Origin of the sequence: Micromonospora sp. WMMD961, from assembly GCF_029626145.1 — a bacterium.
GTDB lineage: Bacteria > Actinomycetota > Actinomycetes > Mycobacteriales > Micromonosporaceae > Micromonospora.
Window position 1 is genome coordinate 4,420,090 of sequence record NZ_JARUBJ010000002.1, and the last position, 20,599, is coordinate 4,440,688.

The window sequence follows — 20,599 nt, forward strand, 5'->3', positions numbered from 1 at the left end:
TTTGCTGAAACCCGTAGGAGTTGCAGGAGCAGGTCACGCAGTGTTGCGCGACGGAACCAGGGAGTGTGCGGATGCCCGACGACATCGGATCGACAGTGCCGCGCCGGCAACTCGGCCGGCTGCTACGGCAGTTCCGCAACGAGGCCGGCGTGACGCTCGACGCCGCCGCCGAAGCCCTCGAATACAGCCGGCAGAAGATCTGGCGGCTCGAATGCGGCCAGGGCTCGGTTCGGGTGCTCGACGTCAAGGCGATGTGCGAGCTGTACGGGGTGTCGCCCGAGATGACCGAGGCGATGCGCGGCCTGGCCGTGGAGACGAAGTCGAAGGGCTGGTGGCACGCGTACGGCGACGCGGTGCCGAACTGGTTCGAGCTCTACGTCGGCCTGGAATCCGCCGCCGCCCACCTCCGCGAATACGGCGAGAACCTGATCCCTGGACTGCTCCAGACCCGCTCCTACGCACTCGGTCTCTTCCGACCCACAAGCCGGTTGAGCATCGAGGAGCGCGAGCGGGCTGTCGAGGTGCGGCTGAAGCGTCAGAGTCTGCTCACTCGTCGGCTTCCACAGCCGCCACACCTGGACGCCATCCTCTCCGAAGCGGTGCTGCGCCGTGTTGTGGGCGGCCCTACGGTGATGACTGGGCAGCTTGCTCGCCTACTCGAAGCATCGGAGCTGCCGAACGTCTCGGTTCGCATTGCGCCACTCGCGGCAGGGCCACATCCCGGTGCGGTCGCAGGCTCCTTTGTTCTCCTGGACTTCCCGGCCACGAAGGGCGGCCGGGCCGTCCCGGAACCGTCGGTCGTCTACAGCGAGTCGCTGACCGGGGCGCTCTACCTCGACAAGCCGGACGAGCTTCGGGCCTATGAAGACGTCTGGAAGGGTCTGGATGCCCTCGCCCTCGATCAGGCAGACTCAAGAGACATGATCAAACGAATCGCCGGGGAGATGCGGCATGACTGACCTGACCGGCGCCGTCTGGCGCAAGAGCACCCGCAGCGGCGACAACGGTGGCAACTGCGTCGAGGTCGCCACCAACGTCGCCAAGCTAGTTGCCGTACGCGATTCCAAGCACATTGACGGACCCGTTCTTCGCTTCGAGCGCCACGTCTGGGTCACGTTCATTGCCGCCGTGAGCTCTGTCGACTTCTCCGACAGGTAAGAGCAGCGCACATGGATGACCTGACCGGCCGCGTACGGGCGTTTGCCGAAGAGCGGGACTGGCAGCAGTTCCACACGCCCAAGAACCTGGCCATGGCTCTCGCCGGTGAGGTCGGTGAGCTGGTCGCCGAATTCCAGTGGCTCACACCCGAGCAGGCCACGACCGTCATGTCCGACCGAGAGGCTGGCGACCGGGTCAAGGCCGAGATCGGCGACGTGATGATCTATCTAACCCGGCTCGCCGATGTCCTCGGCATCGACCTGGTCGAGGCGGCTTCGACCAAACTCGAGGAGGTCGCTCGTCGCTACCCGGTCGACGAGGCTCGCGGCTCGGCGGCGAAGCGATAGCTGCCGGCAGCGTCAACATGGCGCTGAGTTGATCTCTTCGCTACAGTCCATCACGTAGAAGCGCGTCACGACGGGCTTCCGGTGGCCACCGGACACGCCCCCCATGCGCACGATCACTTCGTGCTGCCCGGGGGCAAGTGTTGTCAGCGTTCCGTACGTCCGCAACTGGTCTACTGCGTCTGGTCGACAATGGCACGCTCGCCGACCGGATCGTGGAACAGATCGGCCGCAACGTGAGCCCGGCGGAGCGCCGGGCCTGGTCGCGCAGCCTTGAGGTGCTGGGTCAGGATCTCGCCGACGCGGGCCTCGGCCAGGTCGAGATGCTTGTCGAGTACCAACTCCCGCTGACCAACAAAAGGGTCGACGTGGTGCTGGCCGGCGTGGACCCGCGAACCTCCCACGACTCCTACGTGGTCGTGGAGCTGAAGCAGTGGTCCTACGTCGAGTCCTACGAAGCCTCCGACACCCTGGTGGCCGTGGAGCATGTGCGCGGCCCGCGACTGCACCCCGGTGTGCAGGTCGAGCAGTACTGCGAGTACCTGACCGACTTCCTCGGCGTTCTCGCCGGGCACCACAATCCGGTACGCGGGGTGGCCTACCTGCACAACGCGGCCGACCGCGACATCAGCGACCTGTTCGACCGCCAGGCGACCGAGCAGAGCCGGATCTTCACCAAGCAACGGCGGGGCACGTTCCTGGACTACCTACGCACCCACCTGGGACCTGCGTCGGGCGCAGGAGCCGCCGACCGTTTCCTCAGCAGCGCTGTCCGACCCAGCCGTCATCTGCTGAGGTACGCCGCGTTGGAGCTGAAGGATCGTTCGCACTTCACGCTTCTCGACGAGCAGCGTGTGGCGTACGAGCTGGTGTTGCACGCCGTCGAGAAGGCGCGGTCCGCAGACCGTAAGTCGGTCGTGATCGTCTCGGGCGGTCCGGGCAGCGGCAAGAGCGTGATCGCGCTGTCGGTGCTCGGTGAGTTGGCACGCCAGCACCGCGCCGTCATGCACGCCACGGGCTCGCGGTCGTTCACCCAGACGTTGCGTCGGTACGCCGGCAAGGGGTCGACCCGACTGAAGAGTCTCTTCGGCTACTTCAACAGCTTCATGTCCGCCGATCGCAATGGACTGGACGTCTTGATCTGCGACGAGGCGCACCGTATTCGGGAGACCTCCGTCAACCGGTTCACGACGAAGGCCAAGCGGGACACGGCACGACCGCAGATCGACGAACTTATCGCCGCAGCCCGGGTGCCGGTATTCCTCCTCGACGAACACCAGGTGGTGAAGCCGGGCGAGTTGGGCAACGTCGATGTCATCTCGTCGCACGCGAAGAAACTCAACCTTGATGTCGAGGTCGTATCGCTGCATGGCCAGTTCCGTTGCGGCGGCAGCGAGACGTACGAGGAGTGGGTCGTCGACCTGCTCGGCCTCGACGGCGGCGAGCCATCGGTGTGGGCCGGCGATGGGAAGGTCGATCTGCGTCTCGCCGACTCACCAGAGGAGATGGAAGCCTTCCTCGCCACGAAGCAGAGGTCCGGTGTGACAGCCAGGATGTCCGCCGGGTACTGCTGGCCGTGGAGCGATCCGCGCCCGGACGGCACCCTGGTGCCGGACGTCCACGTCGGCGTTTGGTCGCGGCCATGGAACGTCAAGAGCGACCGCAGTGTCGGCGAGGCACCAGGCAGCGCGTTCTGGGCGACCGACCCGAACGGGTTCGGCCAAGTGGGTTGCGTCTACACGGCGCAGGGCTTCGAGTACGGCTGGTCAGGCGTCATTCTGGGACCGGACCTGGTGGCCCGGGATGGTCGTCTGGTGACGCGACGCGAGGAGTCGAAGGATCCGGCGTTCCGTAATAAGAAGATGGTCAGCGATGCCGAAGCTGATCTGCTGATCCGCAACACCTACAAGGTCCTGTTGACCCGAGGGATGCGCGGGACGATCGTCTACTCCACCGATGCCGAGACACGGGAGTACCTCGCCTCCCTGGTCAAGGTGATCCGGCCGGTCGAAACCGTCTACGAGGCGACCGGCAACGACGACCTCGGTTGATCGACCGGTTGGATCAGGCAGCTCAGCCCTTGCGGGTAGGGTCCAGATCATGACGATTCCCCATCTGACGGCTGCCGACGGGACCACCCTGCCGGCGATCGGGCTCGGCACGTACAAGCTGAACGGTTCGGCGGGTGTCGACGCGATCGGGCAGGCGATCCGGACGGGTTACCGGTTGCTGGACTCGGCGGTGAACTACGAGAACGAGGGGGCCGTCGGTCGGGCCGCCCGTTCAGCGGGAGACGTGCGGGACGAGTTGATCGTCACGTCGAAGCTGCCGGGCCGGCACCACCGGTACGACGAGGCGCTGACCACCATCGAGGAGAGTGTCTTCCGCACCGGCCTCGATTATGTCGACCTGTACCTGATCCACTGGCCGAACCCCAAGGAAGACCTGTACGTGCAGGCGTGGCGGGCGCTGATCGAGGCGCGCGAGCGCGGTCTGGTGCGGCACATCGGGCTGTCGAACTTCCTGTCGGAGCACATCGAGCGGCTGGTGGCCGAGACCGGGGTGGCCCCGGTGGTCAACCAGATCGAGGTGCACCCGTACTTCCCGCAGCAGGAGGCGCTCGACTACCACCGGGAGCAGGGGATCCTGGTGCAGGGCTGGAGCCCGCTCGGCCACGGCAACGACCTGCAGCAGCACCCCGTCATCGTGGAGATCGCGAACGCCCACGGCGTCAGCCCGGCGCAGACCATCCTGGCCTGGCACGTGGCCCGCCAGGTGATCCCGCTGCCCAAGGCCGCGTCGCCGCAGCGGCAGGCCGAGAACCTCGACGTCTTCGGCATCACGCTCACCGACGCGGAGGTCGAGGCCATCACCGCGCTGGGCCGCCCGGACGGTCGGCTCTCCGATCAGGACCCAGCGGTGTACGAGGAGTTCTGACCGACCCACCGCGCAGAATGGTCAGGGGGTCGGGAGAGCATGGGGCGTGCTCGACGGACTCGACGACATCGACTGGGCGCGGCTGGGCCACGCCTACGGGGCGGCCGACGACGTGCCCGGCCAACTGCGTGCCCTGCTCTCCCCCGATCCGGCCAGCCGGGACGAGGCCCTGGGTGACCTCTACACCAACGTCTTCCACCAGGGCAGCCGGTTCGAGGCGAGCGCGTACGCGGTGCCGTTCCTGCTGGAGATGCTCGGCGATCCGGCCACCCCGGACCCGGCGGCGGTGCTCGGGCTGCTGAGTGCCCTGGCCGTCGGGTACGACGAGGGTGTCCTGCCGGAGGGCTTCCCGGTGGCCGCATACCGCCGGGCCGCCGAGGGTGGTCGGGAGCTGCTCGCGGCGAAGCCGCCGCCGTGGACCGGCGAGGACGAGTCGGAGAAGGAGTACGTCGAGTACGCCTACGTCGAGTCGTTGTCCCAGTCGGATCAGGGTCGGCTGTGGGCGTACGTCGAGGTGGCGACCTACGATGCGGTGCGCGCCGGGGTCCCCGTGTTCCGCACCCTGCTGGAGCACTCCGATCCGGGGGTGCGCGCTGTCGCGGCGTACACCCTCGCCTGGTTTTCGGAGGAGGCCGACGGCAGTGTGGCCGCGCTGGGGCGCGCGATCGACGCCGCTGGGGCCTCGGGCGCCGCGTCGACGCCCGGTGAGGTGGCGACCATGCTGGTGGCCTCGGGGCTGCTCGGCGCCGCGCCGGACGTGCGGTGGTTGACCGATCCGCGTCCGCTGGTCCGCTGGGCCGCGGCGATCGGTCGGGTCCGGGTCCTCGGCGCGGCGGCCGACCCGGCGACCGTGCAGGAATTGTTGAGGTGGGCGTCGGCGCCGTCCGACGACGCCGAGCCGGCCGAGGGTGAGTGGGTGCCGTTCCTCGGCGGCGATCTGGGCGGCTACGCGGCGCTCGCAGTGCGGCAGCTCGGTCCGCAGCACGCCGACAGTGCCTTCGACGCGCTGCTCGACCGGCTGCCCACCGTCAGCGGTGAGCGGTCGTTGACGGTGCTGGGTGCGGCTCTGCGCCTCGCGTTCCCGGGCGGTCCGGCGGCGGCCGGGACGCCGGCGGCAGCGCTGGTGCCCCGGCAGCGGCGGCTCGCCGAGGTGCTGGCCCGGTCGACCGAGCCGTGGTTGATCGACGGGCAGGAGTTCGGCAACGTGTCCATGCTCGTCGCAGAGCACGGCCTGCCACGCAGCCGCGAGGCGATGCGGGCGTACCTCGCGGAGGTTCCGTAACCAGCCGGTATCGCGTTACCCGTTGTCCAGCTCCGGCGGCGCGGCCGCTACGAAGCGTGATGCCCGGGCGAGCGGGCCTACCGCGACGAGAGCATGTCGAGGTGGGCCCGGACGGTGAAGCTGCGCGGGGCGTCCGCGCTGCCGGCCTCTCGACGACTGACAGCCAGCCTGCTGAACAGCACGATTCACCGGAAACGATCTTCGGTTGCGTGCCAGGTGCCGTTCAGCCGCGCGTCGGGGGGCGCTCACCCCTGCTGGGGAGAGTGCTCCACGTTCAGGCGCCTCACCAATCGGGAGACCAGATGGCCGCCACCGGCGATCAACGAAACGTGGAGCGGCGGACCCTGCTCCAGGCGATGCTGGCCGCACCGGCGGCGGGCGCCGCCGTGGCCGTGCTCGGCGGCACCGCCACCGAGGCCGCAGCGGCGACAGCGACAGCGGCGTTCGACGCGCACAGCCCGCGCTTCGCGCTCGCGGTGCTGCCCGACACGCAGTACCTCTTCGACGAGGACAGCTCCGACCCGGAACCCTTGAAGGCGACCTTCCGCTACCTCAACCAGGAGCGCAAGGACGCGAACATCGTGTTCATGACCCACCTCGGCGACGTGACCGAGCACGGCAGCGAGCATGAGGTCGCGCTGGCCGGCGAGACGTTCCGTACCCTCGACGGCAAGTTGCCGTACAGCGTCCTGGCCGGCAACCACGACGTCCGCGGCGGCGACGACCAGCGCGGCGACAGCGTCTACCTGCGCACGTTCGGCCCGCAGCGGTTCGCCTCGATGCCCACCTTCGGCGGCGCCTCGCCGGACGGCTACAACAGCTACCACGTGCTGCGCGCCGCGGGACGCGACTGGTTGGTGCTCGCGCTGGACTGGCGCATCTCGGACAAGGGGCTGGCCTGGGCACAGGGCGTGATCGACGAGCACCGCACCAAGCCGATCATCCTCACCACGCACGACCTGGCCTGGGCCGATGATGCGGGCGCGGCGAAGCTCTCGGACAACGGCCAGCGCCTCTGGGACCGTCTGATCCGCAACAACGACCAGATCTTCCTCACCCTCAACGGCCACTACTGGCCGCCCGGCCGCACCACGCTCACCAACGCCGCCGGCAACGACGTGCAGGTGCACATCACCAACTACCAGGACCGCTACTACGGCGGCGCGGCGATGATCCGGCTCTACCACTTCGACCTGGCCCGTAACGTCATCGACGTCGAGACGTTCTCGCCCTGGTTCCTCGCTCGGGACCCGGAGAAGCGCACACCCCTGGAGGCCGAGACGATCGAGCTGACCGGCCCGGTCGACCGTTTCAGCATGGAGATCGACTTCGCCGCCCGGTTCCACGGGTTCGCGCCGGTGCCGCCGCCCGCTCCCCGTCCCCCGGTCGCGGTGCTGCCGCGTGCCACCGTCGGCTACTGGCGGTTCGACTCGTACGGGTTGTCGTCGGGCACCGACGGTAAGCCGGTCGCGGACGGAACTGTCGTCCGGGATCTGAGCGGCAACGGCAACAACCTCACCGTCCAGCGCATCGGCGCCGGTGCAGCCGAGGCGTTGACCTACTCGACCGAGCACCACCCCGGTCAGCCGGCACACGCCAGCCTCCGCTTCGGCGGCGGCAAGGGCCCGGATCGTGGCGCCATCCTCCGGGCCGGCGCCGACGCCCCGATCAACAGCATGAAGTTCACCAGCGGATACACCATCGAGGCGTTCATCAAGCTCCCCGACCCGTTCGAGGGCGACCACGCCTGGATGGGCATCCTGAGCTGGGAAGGGCGCAGCGGCGACGCCGGCAAGACGACCGGCTGGTCTCCGCTGGAGTCCACCTGCAGCCTGAACATCTCCCCGGAGCGGTTCCTGCAGTACGTCGTCTACGCCGACAAGCAGGACGCCGACCCGACCTCGTGGAGCCACGCCCTGCCGACCGGTCGCTGGACCCACCTCGCGGTGGTCAACGACGGCCAGCAGACCGGGGTCTACATCGACGGTTCGAAGATCGCCCGCAACCCCACCCAGCCGTCGACCGGCATCGCCACCCTCGGGCTTCCGTTCGTGATCGGGGCGACGTCGTTCGACCTTTCCTACGGGCAGGGCTTCTACGGGTGGATCGGAGATGTCCGGGTTACCGGCAGGGCGCTGCGTCCGAAGGACTTCTTGACGCCGTACGCCTGACCGGCCCGACGGCGGCTACCACCCGCACCGGTAGCCGCCGTCGGCCAGGCCGATCAGTGAGCAGCGTTACCGGTGATCTGCCGGTAGGCCGGGCACCGGCCGACGTACCGTGAGATCGTGCCGACGAAAGACGTACTCACCAAGGCTGACCTCGCTGAACTGCGCCGCTCGGCGCTCGGGACGGCCAACCCGCTCGGTGTCGCCGCCGACCTCGCGGAGGCGGCCGAGCAGGGCCGGCTGGAGGATCCGGACGACGCCGGGGACGCCCTGACCCTGGCCGCCGAGATCGCCGAGATCCGGGCGCGGCCCGAGGCGGCCCTGCGGTACGCGGAGCAGGCCGTGGCGGCATACCCGTCCGGGGACGACCCCCGGTCCGGGTTCGCCCGCGCGCTGCGGGCCCGCGCCCTGTTCCGGGCCGGCGGTCGCGACGACGAGGCGCTGGCGGAGTTGACCGCGCTGCGCCCGTTACTGCGCACGCAGCCCGACGCCCCCGCCTACGTCAGTGCCGCGCTGGACGCCGGTGGGCGCTCGGCGACCGCCGAGACGTGGCTGAGCGAGGCGGTCGACACAGTGCTCAACGAACGCGCGACCGCCGCGTCCGGGCCGGCCAGCACGGCGATCGACCCGGTGGTCGATCTCGGTCCGCCGGACGCGCCGGGTGTGGCCTTCTTCCTGTTGCAACAGCGGCATCGGGTACGCCGCAATCTGAACCTGCCGCACGACCGGCAGGACGACCTGGCGGACCGGTTGGAGACCCAGCTCGTGCGCCGGGCCGGGGAGCGCAGGGACGCCGAGTCGGATCTGCTCTTCTGGCCGAGGGCCGAGTTCGATCGCCTGCTCGCCGAGCATCCCGCGCTCGCCGAGGTGTACGGGCCGGACTGGGACGCGCACCGGGGGCGGCTGGAGACGGAGCTGGTCCGGTTGCGAAGCGCCGGTCAAAGCGGGTTGGGCGTGTTCGGCGCGACGGTTGCCGGGCTGAACGGGTTCGCCGGTCGACGGGACGGCGACCCGACCGACGCGGCGGTGCGGGCGGGGTACGCGGCCGAGGTCCAGGCGCGACCCAGCTCGCGTATTCCCTGGCCGCCGGAGCGTAACGACGCCTGCTGGTGTGGCTCCGGCCTGAAGTACAAGAAGGACTGTCTGCCCCGGTCGCGGTAGTCGAGGGGCATCGGCGGCGTCCCGGCTGCGACATAATCCGGTCCGTGGCGATCAGAAGACGGCGAGTGCTTGTCGGCGGAAGTCTGCTGCTGGCAGTGGCGCTGGTGGGTGGCGCTCTGTGGCACTACGTCGACCGCCCGGACGACCCGATCCACGACACGGCCGTGGCCGACGCCGCGGAGAAGGTCGACCGGGTTCTCTTCCGGTTCGAGTACGACCACCTCTACCAGGCCGACAAGTACGTTCATTCGGCCAGCCAGGACCCCGACGTCGCGGTCCTCGCGGTCACCGGCGAGACGCACTGGCAGACCGGCGTGACGTTGGTGTTGCGGGTGATGGGGCACGGGGTGGAGATCGGCGCGGACGGCTCGGTGATCGACGAACGGGACGAACCGATCTGCTTCCGTCTTCAGCTCGGCCCGAAGGACGACAGCCGCGACGACGACATCGAGTGCCCGGCCGACGATCCCCTGCAGGTCGCCCAGGATCCGTCGCTCGACGGGGTCGACGAACGTCTGAAGAGCGCCCTGGGGTCCACCGGCCCGGACGAGGCCGCCGTCCGCGCGGCGATCGACGGCCTGAAACTGGACCCTGCCATCGCGCAGGAGGTGACCGCGCAGGACGGCAGGGTCGGCGTGGCCCTGCGGGCCGCACAGTACGACTGCATCCTGGTCCGGGTCACCGCGCAGGGCACCGAGCTCTGGCGGCCGTCGCACACACAGTTGGCGCCGGGCGAGTTGCCGTGTGCTGCGCGGATCGCTCTGAGCAGCACGTTTGGCAGGTACCCGCACTGAACGCTGCCACCGTCGACGACGCAGGACTGTCGTGCCGGGCGCGGCCCGGCGCAGCAGCCGGGCCGGCCGGGACGGGCACTGGTGGCAATCTTGGGGGCTGACACGCCCGGCTTCTACCGATAGCGTCCTTTCCTGGACGATCGACGTCCGACCGATGCCCGGAGGAGACGCCGATGTTCGAGGAGTTCATGGGCATCCCCGCCCACCCGCTGGTGCTGCACGCCGCTGTCGTGTTCGTGCCGCTGCTGGCGCTCCTGACGATCGGCTACGCGCTCGTCCCGCTGATCCGACCGCACACCCGTTGGGTGCTGGGGCTGCTCGCGGTGGGTGCGCCGATCGCAGCCCTGCTGGCGAAGCTCACCGGCGACGCCTTCCTCGAGCGCATGCGTGCCGCCAACCGGGTGACCCCCGAGTTCCTGCCGACGCTGGAGACGCACCAGGAGTTCGGCGACATCACGCTCTGGGCCACGATCCTGTTGGGGATCGTGGCGCTGGCACTGGTCTGGTTCGTCGCGCCGAGGGCCGCCGAGGCGACCGCCGACGGACGGCCCTCTCGACCGCTGACTCTCGCGTTGCAGGTGCTGTCGGTGGTCGCCGCCGGCATCGCCGTGTACTACGTGATCCGCACCGGCGACTCCGGCGCGAAGGCGGTCTGGGAAGGCCAGTGACGGGCCCGGAAGAGCTGTGGTGCGGCCCGGCCGGAGCCGGGCCGCACAACCGTATGACCGTCAGCCGGCGTGGTACGCCCGGATGATGGTCTGGTCGATCCCGCTACCGCCGTTGGCGGTGGCCTTCACCCGTAGCGAGATGGCCTGCCCGGCGGTGGCCTTCGGCAGCGCGACCCGGTAGCTGTCCCCGCTTCCGGTGACCCGGGCGGTCTTCCAGGTGGCACCGTCGTCGGTCGAGGTCCAGACCTGGAACGACGTCACCTTCTGGGCCCGCACACCGTGCGCCTGACGGACGGCCAGCTCGGCCGTTCCGTCGACCGGGTGGTTGTCGTGGTCCATCGGCAGGGCGTAGTCGACAGCGAGCAGCGGCAGCGGCACGCTCCCGGTCCCGTCGGGGCCGGCGGACCGGAACGTCCACGAGGTGTTCACAGTGGTCGAGATCGGCAGGATCAGACTCGTGTCGACGTCGAGCGTCACCCGGTAGTCGGCCATCGACTGCCCGACGGTGAAGTCCCCGAATGGGCCGGACCGCTCGTCGACGAGCTTGCCGTTGCGGTACAGCGACAGCTTGCGCTTCACGCCGATCGCCTCGCCCTGCAGGCAGTCGGCCCGCTGGTGCTGGTCGGTCAGCGTCACCATGTCCAGGTGCAGGTTGCCCCGGGTCCGCGACGGCGGGGTGGCACAACTCCAGTCGGCGCCGGCCGGGTCGTCGTACCAGTCGGAGTGCAGCGGCTGCCGCGCCCAGACCTTGGACTGCCGACTGCCTGGCAGGTACCGACGCGGCGCCTCCACGGCCGCCAGCCCGCCGTAGACGCCCTCGTCGGCCCAGACGATCTCCGGCGAGAGGTACGACGTCCGGCTCGGCGGCATGACGCCCTCGAAGGTCTGGGTCACCGGCACCCCGTCGGGAGTCTCACCGAAGCGGACAAACGTGGTGTACATCTCCGGTGAGTCGGTCTGGTGGAACAACTCGTCGATGCGGGCCAGCCGGGCCTGCTCCGCCCTGGTCACCCGGAACGACGGGTCGGCCGGCACGCCGTCGGCGTACTCGTGCACGATGTTGTAGCGGTACGGCTTCGCGGTGCCGGCCGGCGAGTCCATGTTGACGGCCGCCCAGGTGCGCCGCGATCCGATGGTGGGCTTCGGGATCGCCACGCTGCGGACCGCCGTGGCCGTCCCGAATCCGCTGATCTGGTGCCACCACGGCAGGCCGTTCACCGCGGTCTGGAAGGTGGTGACGTCGGTCCGGGTGGTCTTGGTGGGCATCCCGTCGACGGTCGCCGTGACCGGCCGGGCCTGCGCCGGGTCGAGAGTCACGCTCCGGTCGGCGTGTACGTCCAGGTCACCCGCCGCGGTGAGGGTGCTCTCCTGCACGTCGCTGTCGACGTAGTAGGCGATCGACGCGCCGAGCACCGAGTACCGGCCTGCCGGCACCCGCAGGGTGAAGGTCTCCCCGGGCATGCCGCCGCTCCCGCCGTAGAACAGCAGGGGGTCGGTGAGGTTGGCGACCATGAGGTTGATCCAGGTGTCAGCGCCGTCCCGCAGGCCGGGCATCGGCTTGGTGTGGATCGTCAGGTCGTAGCTGGGCGGCTCGACGTAGAAGCTCACCGGCGTGGTCGAGACCAGCTTGCGGCCGGCACGGGCGGTGACGGTGGCCAGGTAGAAACCGGGTCGGGCGGCCAGCGCCGCGCGGTTGATCCGCACCGTCGCACCGGCGGTCGCGCCGCGCTTGAGGGTGACCCGGCTCGTCGTCAGCGTCGCCGCGCCGCGCGGCACCGGCTGGCCGTCGTGGTTGACCACCGCCACGTCGAGGTCGAGGACGGCCGCCGACTCAGCGGTCCAGCTCAGCTTCGCCTCGCTGGTGCCGGCCTGCGGGTAGGCGAACGTGCCGAGGTTGACCAGCGGCTGGTTGCTGGTCGGGCCGCCGAGGGCCCGGGCCGCGTTGAGCCGGCCAGCTCCGACGGCGTACGCGTCGACTCCGGTCAGCGGGTCGGCGGCGCCGACGAGTGCGGCCTTGAGCTGCTCGCCGGTCCAGTCCGGGTGGCGCTGGGCGAGCAGCGCGGCGGCGCCCGCCACGTGCGGGCTGGCCATCGAGGTGCCGCTGATCGCCTCGTAGTGCTTGTCGATCGGGTCCTGCAGGTTGGTGCCGGCGGCCCGTGCGGCGACGATGTCGACACCGGGCGCGACCAGCTCCGGCTTGGCGACGTGGCTGCTGACCAGCGGGCCACGGCTGGAGAAGTCGGCGAGCTTGTCGTTGCGGTCGACGGCGCCGACGGTCAGCGCGCTGGCGGCGGAGCCGGGCGACGAGATGGCCGCGCCGCTGTTGCCGGCGGCGATGACGAACAGCGTGCCGGTGGACTTGCTCAGACCGTCGACGGCGAGCGAGAGCGGGTCGGTGCCGTCGTCGGCCTCGCTACCGCCGAGGCTCATGTTGATGACGTCGGCCCGGGTGGCGGCCCACTCCATGCCGGCGATGATGCCGGAGTCGGCACCGGAGCCGTAATCGTCGAGCACCTTGCCGATCACCAGCTTGGCGTCCGGCGCCACACCGCGACGCTGGCCGTGTGCGGCGGCCCCGGTGCCGGCGATGGTCGAGGCGACGTGCGTACCGTGGCCGTTGTGGTCGACGGCGTCACCGCCCTCGGCGGTGAAGTCGGCCCGGTCGGCGACCCGTCCGATGAGGTCCGGGTGGGTGAAGTCGGCGCCGGTGTCGAGCACCGCGACGGTGGTCCCCTTGCCGGTGTAGCCGGCTTTCCAGGCGTCCGGTGCGGCGATCTGGGCCAGGTTGCGGTCCAGGTCGGCGTGCGGTCCGCCGCCGGTCAGCGCGGTCGCGCGGACCTTGCGGTCGAGCCAGACCTTCTTCGCTCCGGCGAGCAGCGAGTTGGTCGCCAGCTTCGCGGTGGCCGGGCTCTTCTTGGGTACGCGGCCGGCGACCGCGCCGATGCTGGGTAGCGGCAGCACGTCGCCGAGCGCGGCGACCCGGGCGGACGCGGTGGCGGGCTGCACGATGAGCGGCAGCTCGGCGGAGTTGTCGTCGTCGTATCCGTCGGCGATGAGCGTGCTGACGTCGAACAGGTCGGGGTCGAGGACCGAGCCGACCTGGGACGCCACCCGGGCGGGGACGACGTGCAGGTGACCGTCGGGGCCGCAGCTCTGGTTGATCACCGCGTTCTCGTCGACCGGGCGGATCGTGGCCTGCGGGCAGCCCGAGCCGGTGCTCCGGACGGTCACCACGTCGCCGGTCAGCAGGGTGACGGTGTGCGCCTTGCCGTCGGCCGAGACGGCGGGTGCGCCGGGCCGGTCGATGTTGCCGGCTGTGGCCGAGCCGCCCGGTAGGGCGGCCAGCGTCGTGGCCGTGACGGCAACCGCCATCAGCCACCGCGTTCTCCTGAGCATGCTGCTCCTCGTCTAATGTGGACGAAAGTGCCTCTTCGGGCGACTCCTTTCAAGATCATAAGCACGAGTACTCGATCTTTTTAAGGCCCACGACGAGGGGTTTTCACCGCCGTAACAAAGGAAGCACCCGCCGGCCGAGCAGGTCGATCCCGCCGTGCGGCGTCAACCCGTGCGGGGTGCCGAACTCCACCCGGCTCGCCCCCGCGTCGAACACCGCCGCCGCCTGCGCGGCGACGTGCTCGGGTGTGCCGGAGAAGGCGAACAGGTCCAGCAGGTCGTCGCCGATCAGCGCCCCGGCGAGGTCGTCCTCCCGGCGGGCGACATGCTGCTGGATCCGCGCCAGCAACTCCGGGTCCACCTCGATCGTCGGGTCGTGGGCGGCGACCACCGCCAGGTACATGGCCACCTCTCGGCGGGCCACCCGCCGGGCCACGGCACCGTCCTCGTCGACCACTGTCACCGCCCCGAGCACCACACCCGCGCGGTCGCGGTCCGGGGCGGCCGCCTCGTCCAACCAGGCCCGCATCAGCCGGGCCATCGCCGGGTTCGCCGACCCGCCGACCTTGACCTCGCCGGCGAAACCGGCCGCCGCCCGCGCGGTCTGCCGTCCCCAGGTGCCGACCAGGACCGGTACGTCGGCACGGGCCGTGGTGTACCGCAACGACGTGCCGGGCGCCACGGTGAACTCGCTGCCCTGGAAACCGCTGTCGTCACCGCCGAGCAGCAGCCGGACGACGGCGACCGTCTCGACGATGCGCCGGATCGGCCGGACCTGCGGCACGCCGATCTCGTCGAGCCAGGTGCCCCGGGCCAACCCGAGGTAGGCCCGGCCGTGCGAGGCGAGATCCAGTGCGGCCACCTGACCGGCCACCTCGACCGGGTGCATGGTGAACGGGTTGAGGCACGCCACGCCCAGCCGGATGCGCCGGGTGTGCCGGGCCGCCACCAGCAGCGGGAAGATCGGCGGTTGGTACATCAGGTCACCGAAGACCGACAGCACGTCGAAACCGTGCCGCTCGGTCAACTCGGCCAACTCGGCGTACTCGTCGGCGGACTTGTCGGACTGTAGGCCGATGCCGACCAGCCCGTCGCTCACGTCAGCTCCCCGGTGGGGATCTGCCGGCGGCCGGTCCGCTCGATCCGCATGATGAGCCGCTCCTCCGGGTCCGGGCAGGCGACGTGGCTGTCCTGGGCCAGCCAGTCCCCCTCGGCCAGTTCCCGTTGCTTGGCGGGGATCAGGGGCAGACACGCGGCCAGGGCGTACAGGCAGAAGTGCCCTCCGGCCGGGATGGTCAGCCGGTTCGACTCGGTCACGTCGAAGTGGTCGCCCGGCCTGAGGCCGCACACCGAGCGGCCCTCGATCCGCTCCACCACGACGCGCAGGTCGTACAGGTCGGTGGTGGGTTCCTCGGCGCTCATCGCACGGCCTCCGCGTGGTGGTGCACGATCCGCCAGGTGCCGGCCTCGCGGCGCAGCACGTCGGTCACCCGGAAACACTCGTCCGGCCGGGTGTCGGCGAAGCGGGCCCGCAGCACGTAGCGCACCAGGCCGGTGTCGCCCCACGCGTCGGCGTGCAGGTGCTCCGGCGCGACCGAGAGCGGCGGTGAACCGGCGGCCCGGGTGGCACGTCGGTCCCGCAGCTCGTCCAGCGCGCCCAGGCCGGACAGCAGGCCGTCGGCGTCGGACTCCCAGAACGTCAGGTCGGGGTGCAGGTGCGCGTCGAACGCCTGCCGGTCGCCGAGGGACCGGTACAGGTCGGTGATGGTGGTGGTGAGCTGGTCAGCGCTCATCGGCGGTCACTTCCGATCCGGGGGTACGACAGGTCAGGTTGGCCAGCCGGGCGCGCAGCGGGTCCAGTCCCATGGGCCCGAGCGCCAACGCGGTGTGGTGGAAGCGTTTCCGGTCGAACGCGGCCCCGTCGCGCTGTTCGGCCTCCCGGCGGGCCTGCTGCCACAACCGCGCCCCGACCTTGAAGGCGAGGGCCTGCGCCGGCCAGCCGAGGTACCGGTCCACCTCGAAGCGCGCCGTCTCGGCGTCCAGGCCGGCGACACGGGTCAGCACGTCGACAGCGAGCGACGGCGTCCACCGCCGCTCCTCGGTGAACCCGTTGCCGGCCGGGATCGGCAGCCCGAGATGCAGGCCCAGGTCGACGACCACGCGAGCGGCCCGCCACATCTGGCCGTCGAGCATGCCGAGCCGTTCGGCCGGGTCGGCGTACAGCCCGATCTCGTCCGCGAGCCGCTCGGCGTAGTGCGCCCACCCTTCGGCGTACCCGTGCACCTGGCACAGGTGGCGCTGCCACGGGTGCAGGTCGGCGGTGGTGAGGGTCAGCGCGTGCTGGAGGTGGTGGCCGGGCAGCCCCTCGTGGCAGAGCGTCCCGACGTGCCGCCACACCGGCACCGTCGACTCGCCGGAGGGCACCGACCACCAGATCCCGCCGGGCCGGGTCAACGCCGGGTCGGGCGGCGTGTAGTACATGACCCCGGAGGTGGCGGGACTGATCCGGCACACCACCGGCCGGGTGGCGGCCGGGATGTCGAAGTGGGGCCCGTCGAGCGCGTCGGTCAGCTGCTCGGTGCGCTGCCGCAACCACTCCTCCAGGGCGGGCCCGGCCGGCACTCGGCGGGTCGGGTCGGCGTCCAACGCCGCCCGCGCGGCCGCCACCCCCGGGTGACCCAGCTCGCCCGCCACGGTCCGCAGTTCGGCGGCGGTGCGGTCCAACTCCGCCCAGCCGTACGCGTACACCTCGTCGAGGTCGATCGTCGCGCCGAGGAAACTGCGGGCGGTGACCCGGTAGAGGTCGGCACCCACACCGTCCACGTCGGAGGCAACGGGTGCCAGGTCGGCCCGGAGGAACGCGGCGAAGCCGGAGGTGGCGGCGGTGGCCAGCCGTGCGCCCAGGTGCAGCTGCGCGGCGAGCGGGCCGCCGGGGTAGCCCTCCACCAGCCGCCCGTAGAAGTCGGCGAGGGTCCAGGCCGTGCACTGGTTGGCGACCACGAGCACCTGCCGGCGGGCGACCAGCTGTCCACGCTGCGCCGACCGGCGCAGTGTGGCGGCGTACCGGGCGAGGGCCTCGGGCACCTGGCGCAGGTGCGCGGCGACCACCGCCCAGTCGTCAGCGGTGTCCCGGGGCAGGTTGTCGAAGACCTGCCGGAGCAGGTGCACCGGGGTGGCCAGCGGGGCCAGCAGCCGGGTGGTGAAGCCCGCGTCGTACAGGTCGACCTCGCTGGCCAGCCGGTCACGCAGGGCGTCGGCCAGGGCCGGCTCGCCGGGGCGGTGCGCGCTGGCCGAGGCGGCGGCCGTCGCGGTGCGTCGGGCCAGCTCCGCGCGGGCGTCGAAGCCGTCCGGCGAGAGGTCCGGGATCTGCGATCCGGGTGTACGCCCCGCGGCCTCGGCCGCCTGCGGGTCCAGCTCGGCGAGCGCGTCGAGGTACCCGTCGGCGACGTCGGTGATGCTGCTCATCGCGGTACGCCGAGCCGGCCGTTGTCGTCGCGGTACGCGACGCCGAACCGGCCATTGTCGTCGCGGTACGCGACGCCGCCCTTCACCACGGCGTGCAGGGTGCGCAGCGCCGACACCGAGCGGGTCGGGTCGTCGCGCAGCACCAACAGGTCGGCGTGCCGGCCGACAGCGATGCTGCCCAGCGTGTCGGTGCGACCCAGCCACTCGGCGGGGCGGACGGTGGCGGCCTTGAGCGCGTCCGCGACCGGCATTCCCGCGTCCACCATGAACTCCAGTTCACGAACGGTCGCGGTGGTCTCGTCGTAGCCGGCGTGCGGCGGCATGTCGCTGCCCAGCGCGATCGGCACACCGTTGCGGATGGCGTGCTGCAGGCTCTCCCAGTGTCGGGGGCCGGCGGCGAGGGCCCGGTCCATCAGCCAGCCGGGCACCCCGGAGTCGCGGAAGAACTGCTCGCAGCGACTCACCACGATCGTCGGCACGTACCAGACGCCCCGCTCGGCCATCAGCCGGGTGACGTCGTCGGTCAGCTCGTACCCGTGCTCGACGCAGTCGAGGCCCAGTTCGACGGCCCGGCGGACCGAGTCGGCCGGGCCGGCGTGCGCGGTGACCTTGCGCCCCCAGTCGTGGGCGACCCGGATGACGGCGGCCATCTCGTCGTCGAGCAGCTGCGGCGTGTCGATCGCCTCGTGCTGTCCGGCGATCCCACCGGAGATGCACACCTTGATCAGGTCTGCGCCGGCGCGGAGCTGCTCGCGGGTGGCCCGCCGGAACCCGTCCGCGCCGTCGGCTTCGAGGGCGTCGGCCTCCCAGCCGTGCCCGCCGGTGCAGCAGAGCGCGTGGCCGGCGGTGAAGATGCGCGGCCCGTCGACAGCGCCGGCCTCGATGCCCCGGCGCAGGGCGAAGTCCGCGTACCGGCTCTCGCCGACGAGGCGGGCGGTGGTGACACCGGAGTGCAGGGTGCGCCGGGCCGAGTCGGCCATCAGCAGCACCAGCTCGGCCAGGTTGGAGTTGTGCACCGAGTCGGCGAGGTGGCCCGGCAGCCCCAGCGAGAGGTGTACGTGCATGTTGGTCAGACCGGGCATGACGTGGTCGCCGCCCAGGTCGACCACCCGGGCGTCGCCGGCCTCGGCGAGGACGTCGTCGACCGGGCCGACGGCACGGATCATCCCGTCCGCGCCGATCCAGATGCCTCGGTCCGGCTGGAGGGTGTCCTGGACACCGTCGTAGAGGGCGAGGTTGACCAGGACCTGTTCGGTGGGCATACGCATGGGGCGTCCTCAGAGTGAGCGCGCGGCGGTCGGCGCCGCCACGGGGTCGGTGAGCCAGCAGGCGACGCTGCGGCCGCCCAGGTCGACGGTGGGCGGCTGCTCCCCGCAGGGCGCGAACGCGTGCGGGCAACGCGGCCGGAACCGGCACCCGGTGGGGGCGTTGGCCGGGTCGGGCACCTCCCCGGCAAGAGTGGCGGGCAGCCGCGGAGTGGGCCCGATCTGCGGCACCGCGTCGATCAGCGCCCGGGTGTACGGGTGTCGCGGCGCGCGCCACAGCTCACGGGTCGGTGCGGCCTCGACGATCCGACCCAGGTACATCACGGCGGTCACGTCGGCGATCTCGTGCACCAGCGACAGGTCGTGCGAGATGAACAGCATGCCCATGTCGAGGTCCCGGACCAGCCCGACGAGCAGGTTCACCACCTGCGCCTGGGACGAGGCGTCCAGAGCCGTGACCGGCTCGTCGGCGATGATCATCCGGGGTTCCGGTGCGAGCGCCCGGGCGATCGCCAGGCGCTGCCGCTGACCGCCGGAGAACTGGTGCGGATAACGGTCGGCGGCGCTGGCCGGCATGGCCACCCGGTCGAGTAGTTCGTGCACCCGGGCCCGGCGGGCCGCCCCGGTGACCGTCGCCGGTACGCCGTCGAGGAGTTGCGAGCCGATGGTGCGTCGGGGGTTCAGCGAGGCGTACGGGTTCTGGAAGACCATCTGCAGGCCGACCTCGGCGTCCGACCGGGGTCGCCAGCCCAGCGGGGTGACCGGCCGGTCGGCGTACTCGACGGTGCCGGCGCTCGGCGCGCTCAGCCCGACCGCCACGCGGGCCAGCGTGGACTTGCCGCACCCGGACTCGCCGACCAGGCCGACGATCTGGCCGGGCAGCACCTCCAGGCTGACGCCGGCGACGGCCCGTACCCGTCCTCGCCCTCGGGACCGGTACTCGACCTCGACGTCGGTGAAGGACAGTCGCGCGGACGCGGGGGTCGTCATGCGGCCACCTCCAGGTTCGGGCGGACCACGCAGGCCACCGACCGGTCGGCGGCGGCGGGGGTGAGTGGGGGCGGGGCCGTTGCGCAGGACGGTTCGGCGTACCCGCAGCGGGGTTCGAACGGACATCCCGGCGGTGCCTCACCGGGTGCCGGCGGCGCGCCCGGGATGGGCCGCAGCGTCCCGCCGGTCTGGGTGCCGTGTGGGCGGGCACCGAGCAGCGCGGCCGTGTACGGGTGCGTGGGCGCGGTGAGCAGCGCACCGGTCGGGCCGATCTCGACGACCCGCCCGGCGTAGAAGATGTAGCCGCGGGTGGTGAGGGCGCTGAGCACCCCGAGGTCGTGGGTGATGAACGCGACGGCCAGCCCGGTCTCGGCGCGCAGCCGGTCCAGCAGAGCCAGGATGCCGGCCTGCACGGTGACGTCCAGGGCCGTCGTCGGTTCGTCGGCGATCAGCAGTCGGGGGCGGGCGGCCAGGGCGATGGCGATGGCCACCCGCTGCCGCATCCCGCCGGAGAACTGGTGCGGGTAGGCGCGCAGGGCCCGTTCCGGGTCCGGGATGCGGACCTGGTCGAGCAGCTCGACCGCACGGCGGGCGGCGGCCCGCCGGTCCATCCGCAGGTGCACCCGCATGTGTTCGGTGAGCTGCCGGCCGACGGTGAGCATCGGGTGCAGGGCCGCGCTCGGGTCCTGGAACACCATGGCGATGCCGGCCCCGCGCACCCGCTGCCAGCCCTTGTTGTCCAGGCCCAGCAGTTCGGTGCCGGCGTAGCGGGCCGAGCCGCTGACGGCCGCCCCCGGGGGCAGCAACCCGAGCAGGGTCTGCGCGGTGAGGCTCTTGCCGCAGCCGCTCTCCCCCGCGATGCCGACCAACTCCCCCTCGTCGACGGTCAACGACACGTCGTGCAGGATCGGCAGCGGGCCGCGCGGCGAGGGCAGGGTGACGGCCAGGGAGTCGACGTCGAGCAGCGGTGCCAC

Annotated in this window: 18 protein-coding genes; 10 read left to right on the top strand and 8 right to left on the bottom strand. The window is 71.3% G+C overall.

Features of this window, described 5'->3' with window-relative positions; all coding sequences use genetic code 11:
* Positions 1–71 precede the first annotated feature (71 nt).
* From O7614_RS20040 to O7614_RS20085, 10 genes are all read left to right on the top strand, one after another.
* Positions 72–959 carry a helix-turn-helix transcriptional regulator gene (locus O7614_RS20040; RefSeq protein WP_278140002.1) on the top strand — a complete coding sequence of 296 codons (888 nt, stop codon included), beginning with the start codon at positions 72–74 and terminating at the stop codon, positions 957–959.
* The gene (locus O7614_RS20045; protein WP_278140003.1) at positions 952–1,158 is read left to right on the top strand and encodes a DUF397 domain-containing protein; all 207 of its coding nucleotides are present in this window, start codon (positions 952–954) and stop codon (positions 1,156–1,158) included. Before O7614_RS20040 ends, O7614_RS20045 begins: the two co-directional genes overlap by 8 nt.
* Before the next feature lie 11 nt (positions 1,159–1,169).
* Positions 1,170–1,505, top strand: coding sequence for a nucleotide pyrophosphohydrolase (locus O7614_RS20050; protein WP_278140004.1), 336 nt, complete (start codon positions 1,170–1,172; stop codon positions 1,503–1,505).
* Positions 1,506–1,645: 140 nt separating this feature from the next.
* Complete coding sequence (locus O7614_RS20055; protein WP_278140005.1) at positions 1,646–3,553, top strand: DUF2075 domain-containing protein; 1,908 nt, start codon at positions 1,646–1,648, stop codon at positions 3,551–3,553.
* Between the two features lie 49 nt (positions 3,554–3,602).
* Positions 3,603–4,439, top strand: a complete 837-nt coding sequence (locus tag O7614_RS20060; protein WP_278140006.1) for an aldo/keto reductase — start codon at positions 3,603–3,605, stop codon at positions 4,437–4,439.
* 46 nt (positions 4,440–4,485) lie between these two features.
* A complete protein-coding gene (locus tag O7614_RS20065) occupies positions 4,486–5,721 on the top strand; it encodes a hypothetical protein (protein WP_278140007.1) in 1,236 nt (411 codons plus the stop codon).
* Between the two features lie 302 nt (positions 5,722–6,023).
* Complete coding sequence (locus tag O7614_RS20070) at positions 6,024–7,892, top strand: LamG-like jellyroll fold domain-containing protein (RefSeq protein WP_278140008.1); 1,869 nt, start codon at positions 6,024–6,026, stop codon at positions 7,890–7,892.
* Positions 7,893–8,009: 117 nt separating this feature from the next.
* Positions 8,010–9,050, top strand: coding sequence for an SEC-C domain-containing protein (locus O7614_RS20075; RefSeq protein WP_278140009.1), 1,041 nt, complete (start codon positions 8,010–8,012; stop codon positions 9,048–9,050).
* 44 nt (positions 9,051–9,094) lie between these two features.
* The gene (locus O7614_RS20080; protein ID WP_278140010.1) at positions 9,095–9,844 is read left to right on the top strand and encodes a hypothetical protein; all 750 of its coding nucleotides are present in this window, start codon (positions 9,095–9,097) and stop codon (positions 9,842–9,844) included.
* A gap of 173 nt (positions 9,845–10,017) precedes the next feature.
* A complete protein-coding gene (locus tag O7614_RS20085; protein ID WP_278140011.1) occupies positions 10,018–10,512 on the top strand; it encodes a DUF2231 domain-containing protein in 495 nt (164 codons plus the stop codon).
* A gap of 60 nt (positions 10,513–10,572) precedes the next feature.
* Here the strand turns inward: O7614_RS20085 and O7614_RS20090 are convergent, their stop codons facing one another.
* The 8 genes from O7614_RS20090 to O7614_RS20125 form a co-directional block, all read right to left on the bottom strand.
* On the bottom strand, positions 10,573–13,908 hold the full coding sequence (locus O7614_RS20090) for a S8 family peptidase (RefSeq protein ID WP_278140012.1): 3,336 nt from the start codon (positions 13,906–13,908) through the stop codon (positions 10,573–10,575).
* Positions 13,909–14,011: 103 nt separating this feature from the next.
* On the bottom strand, positions 14,012–15,004 hold the full coding sequence (locus O7614_RS20095; RefSeq protein ID WP_278140013.1) for an LLM class flavin-dependent oxidoreductase: 993 nt from the start codon (positions 15,002–15,004) through the stop codon (positions 14,012–14,014).
* Positions 15,001–15,327, bottom strand: a complete 327-nt coding sequence (locus O7614_RS20100; protein ID WP_278140014.1) for a TIGR04076 family protein — start codon at positions 15,325–15,327, stop codon at positions 15,001–15,003. Before O7614_RS20100 ends, O7614_RS20095 begins: the two co-directional genes overlap by 4 nt.
* The gene (locus O7614_RS20105; RefSeq protein WP_278140015.1) at positions 15,324–15,698 is read right to left on the bottom strand and encodes a nuclear transport factor 2 family protein; all 375 of its coding nucleotides are present in this window, start codon (positions 15,696–15,698) and stop codon (positions 15,324–15,326) included. Before O7614_RS20105 ends, O7614_RS20100 begins: the two co-directional genes overlap by 4 nt.
* A complete protein-coding gene (locus O7614_RS20110; protein WP_278140016.1) occupies positions 15,688–17,370 on the bottom strand; it encodes a DUF885 domain-containing protein in 1,683 nt (560 codons plus the stop codon). Before O7614_RS20110 ends, O7614_RS20105 begins: the two co-directional genes overlap by 11 nt.
* Positions 17,367–18,638, bottom strand: coding sequence for an amidohydrolase family protein (locus O7614_RS20115; RefSeq protein WP_278140017.1), 1,272 nt, complete (start codon positions 18,636–18,638; stop codon positions 17,367–17,369). Before O7614_RS20115 ends, O7614_RS20110 begins: the two co-directional genes overlap by 4 nt.
* Positions 18,639–18,647: 9 nt before the next feature.
* The gene (locus O7614_RS20120; protein ID WP_278140018.1) at positions 18,648–19,625 is read right to left on the bottom strand and encodes an ABC transporter ATP-binding protein; all 978 of its coding nucleotides are present in this window, start codon (positions 19,623–19,625) and stop codon (positions 18,648–18,650) included.
* The gene (locus O7614_RS20125; protein ID WP_278140020.1) at positions 19,622–20,599 is read right to left on the bottom strand and encodes an ABC transporter ATP-binding protein; all 978 of its coding nucleotides are present in this window, start codon (positions 20,597–20,599) and stop codon (positions 19,622–19,624) included. The genes O7614_RS20120 and O7614_RS20125 overlap by 4 nt, the downstream gene beginning before the upstream one ends.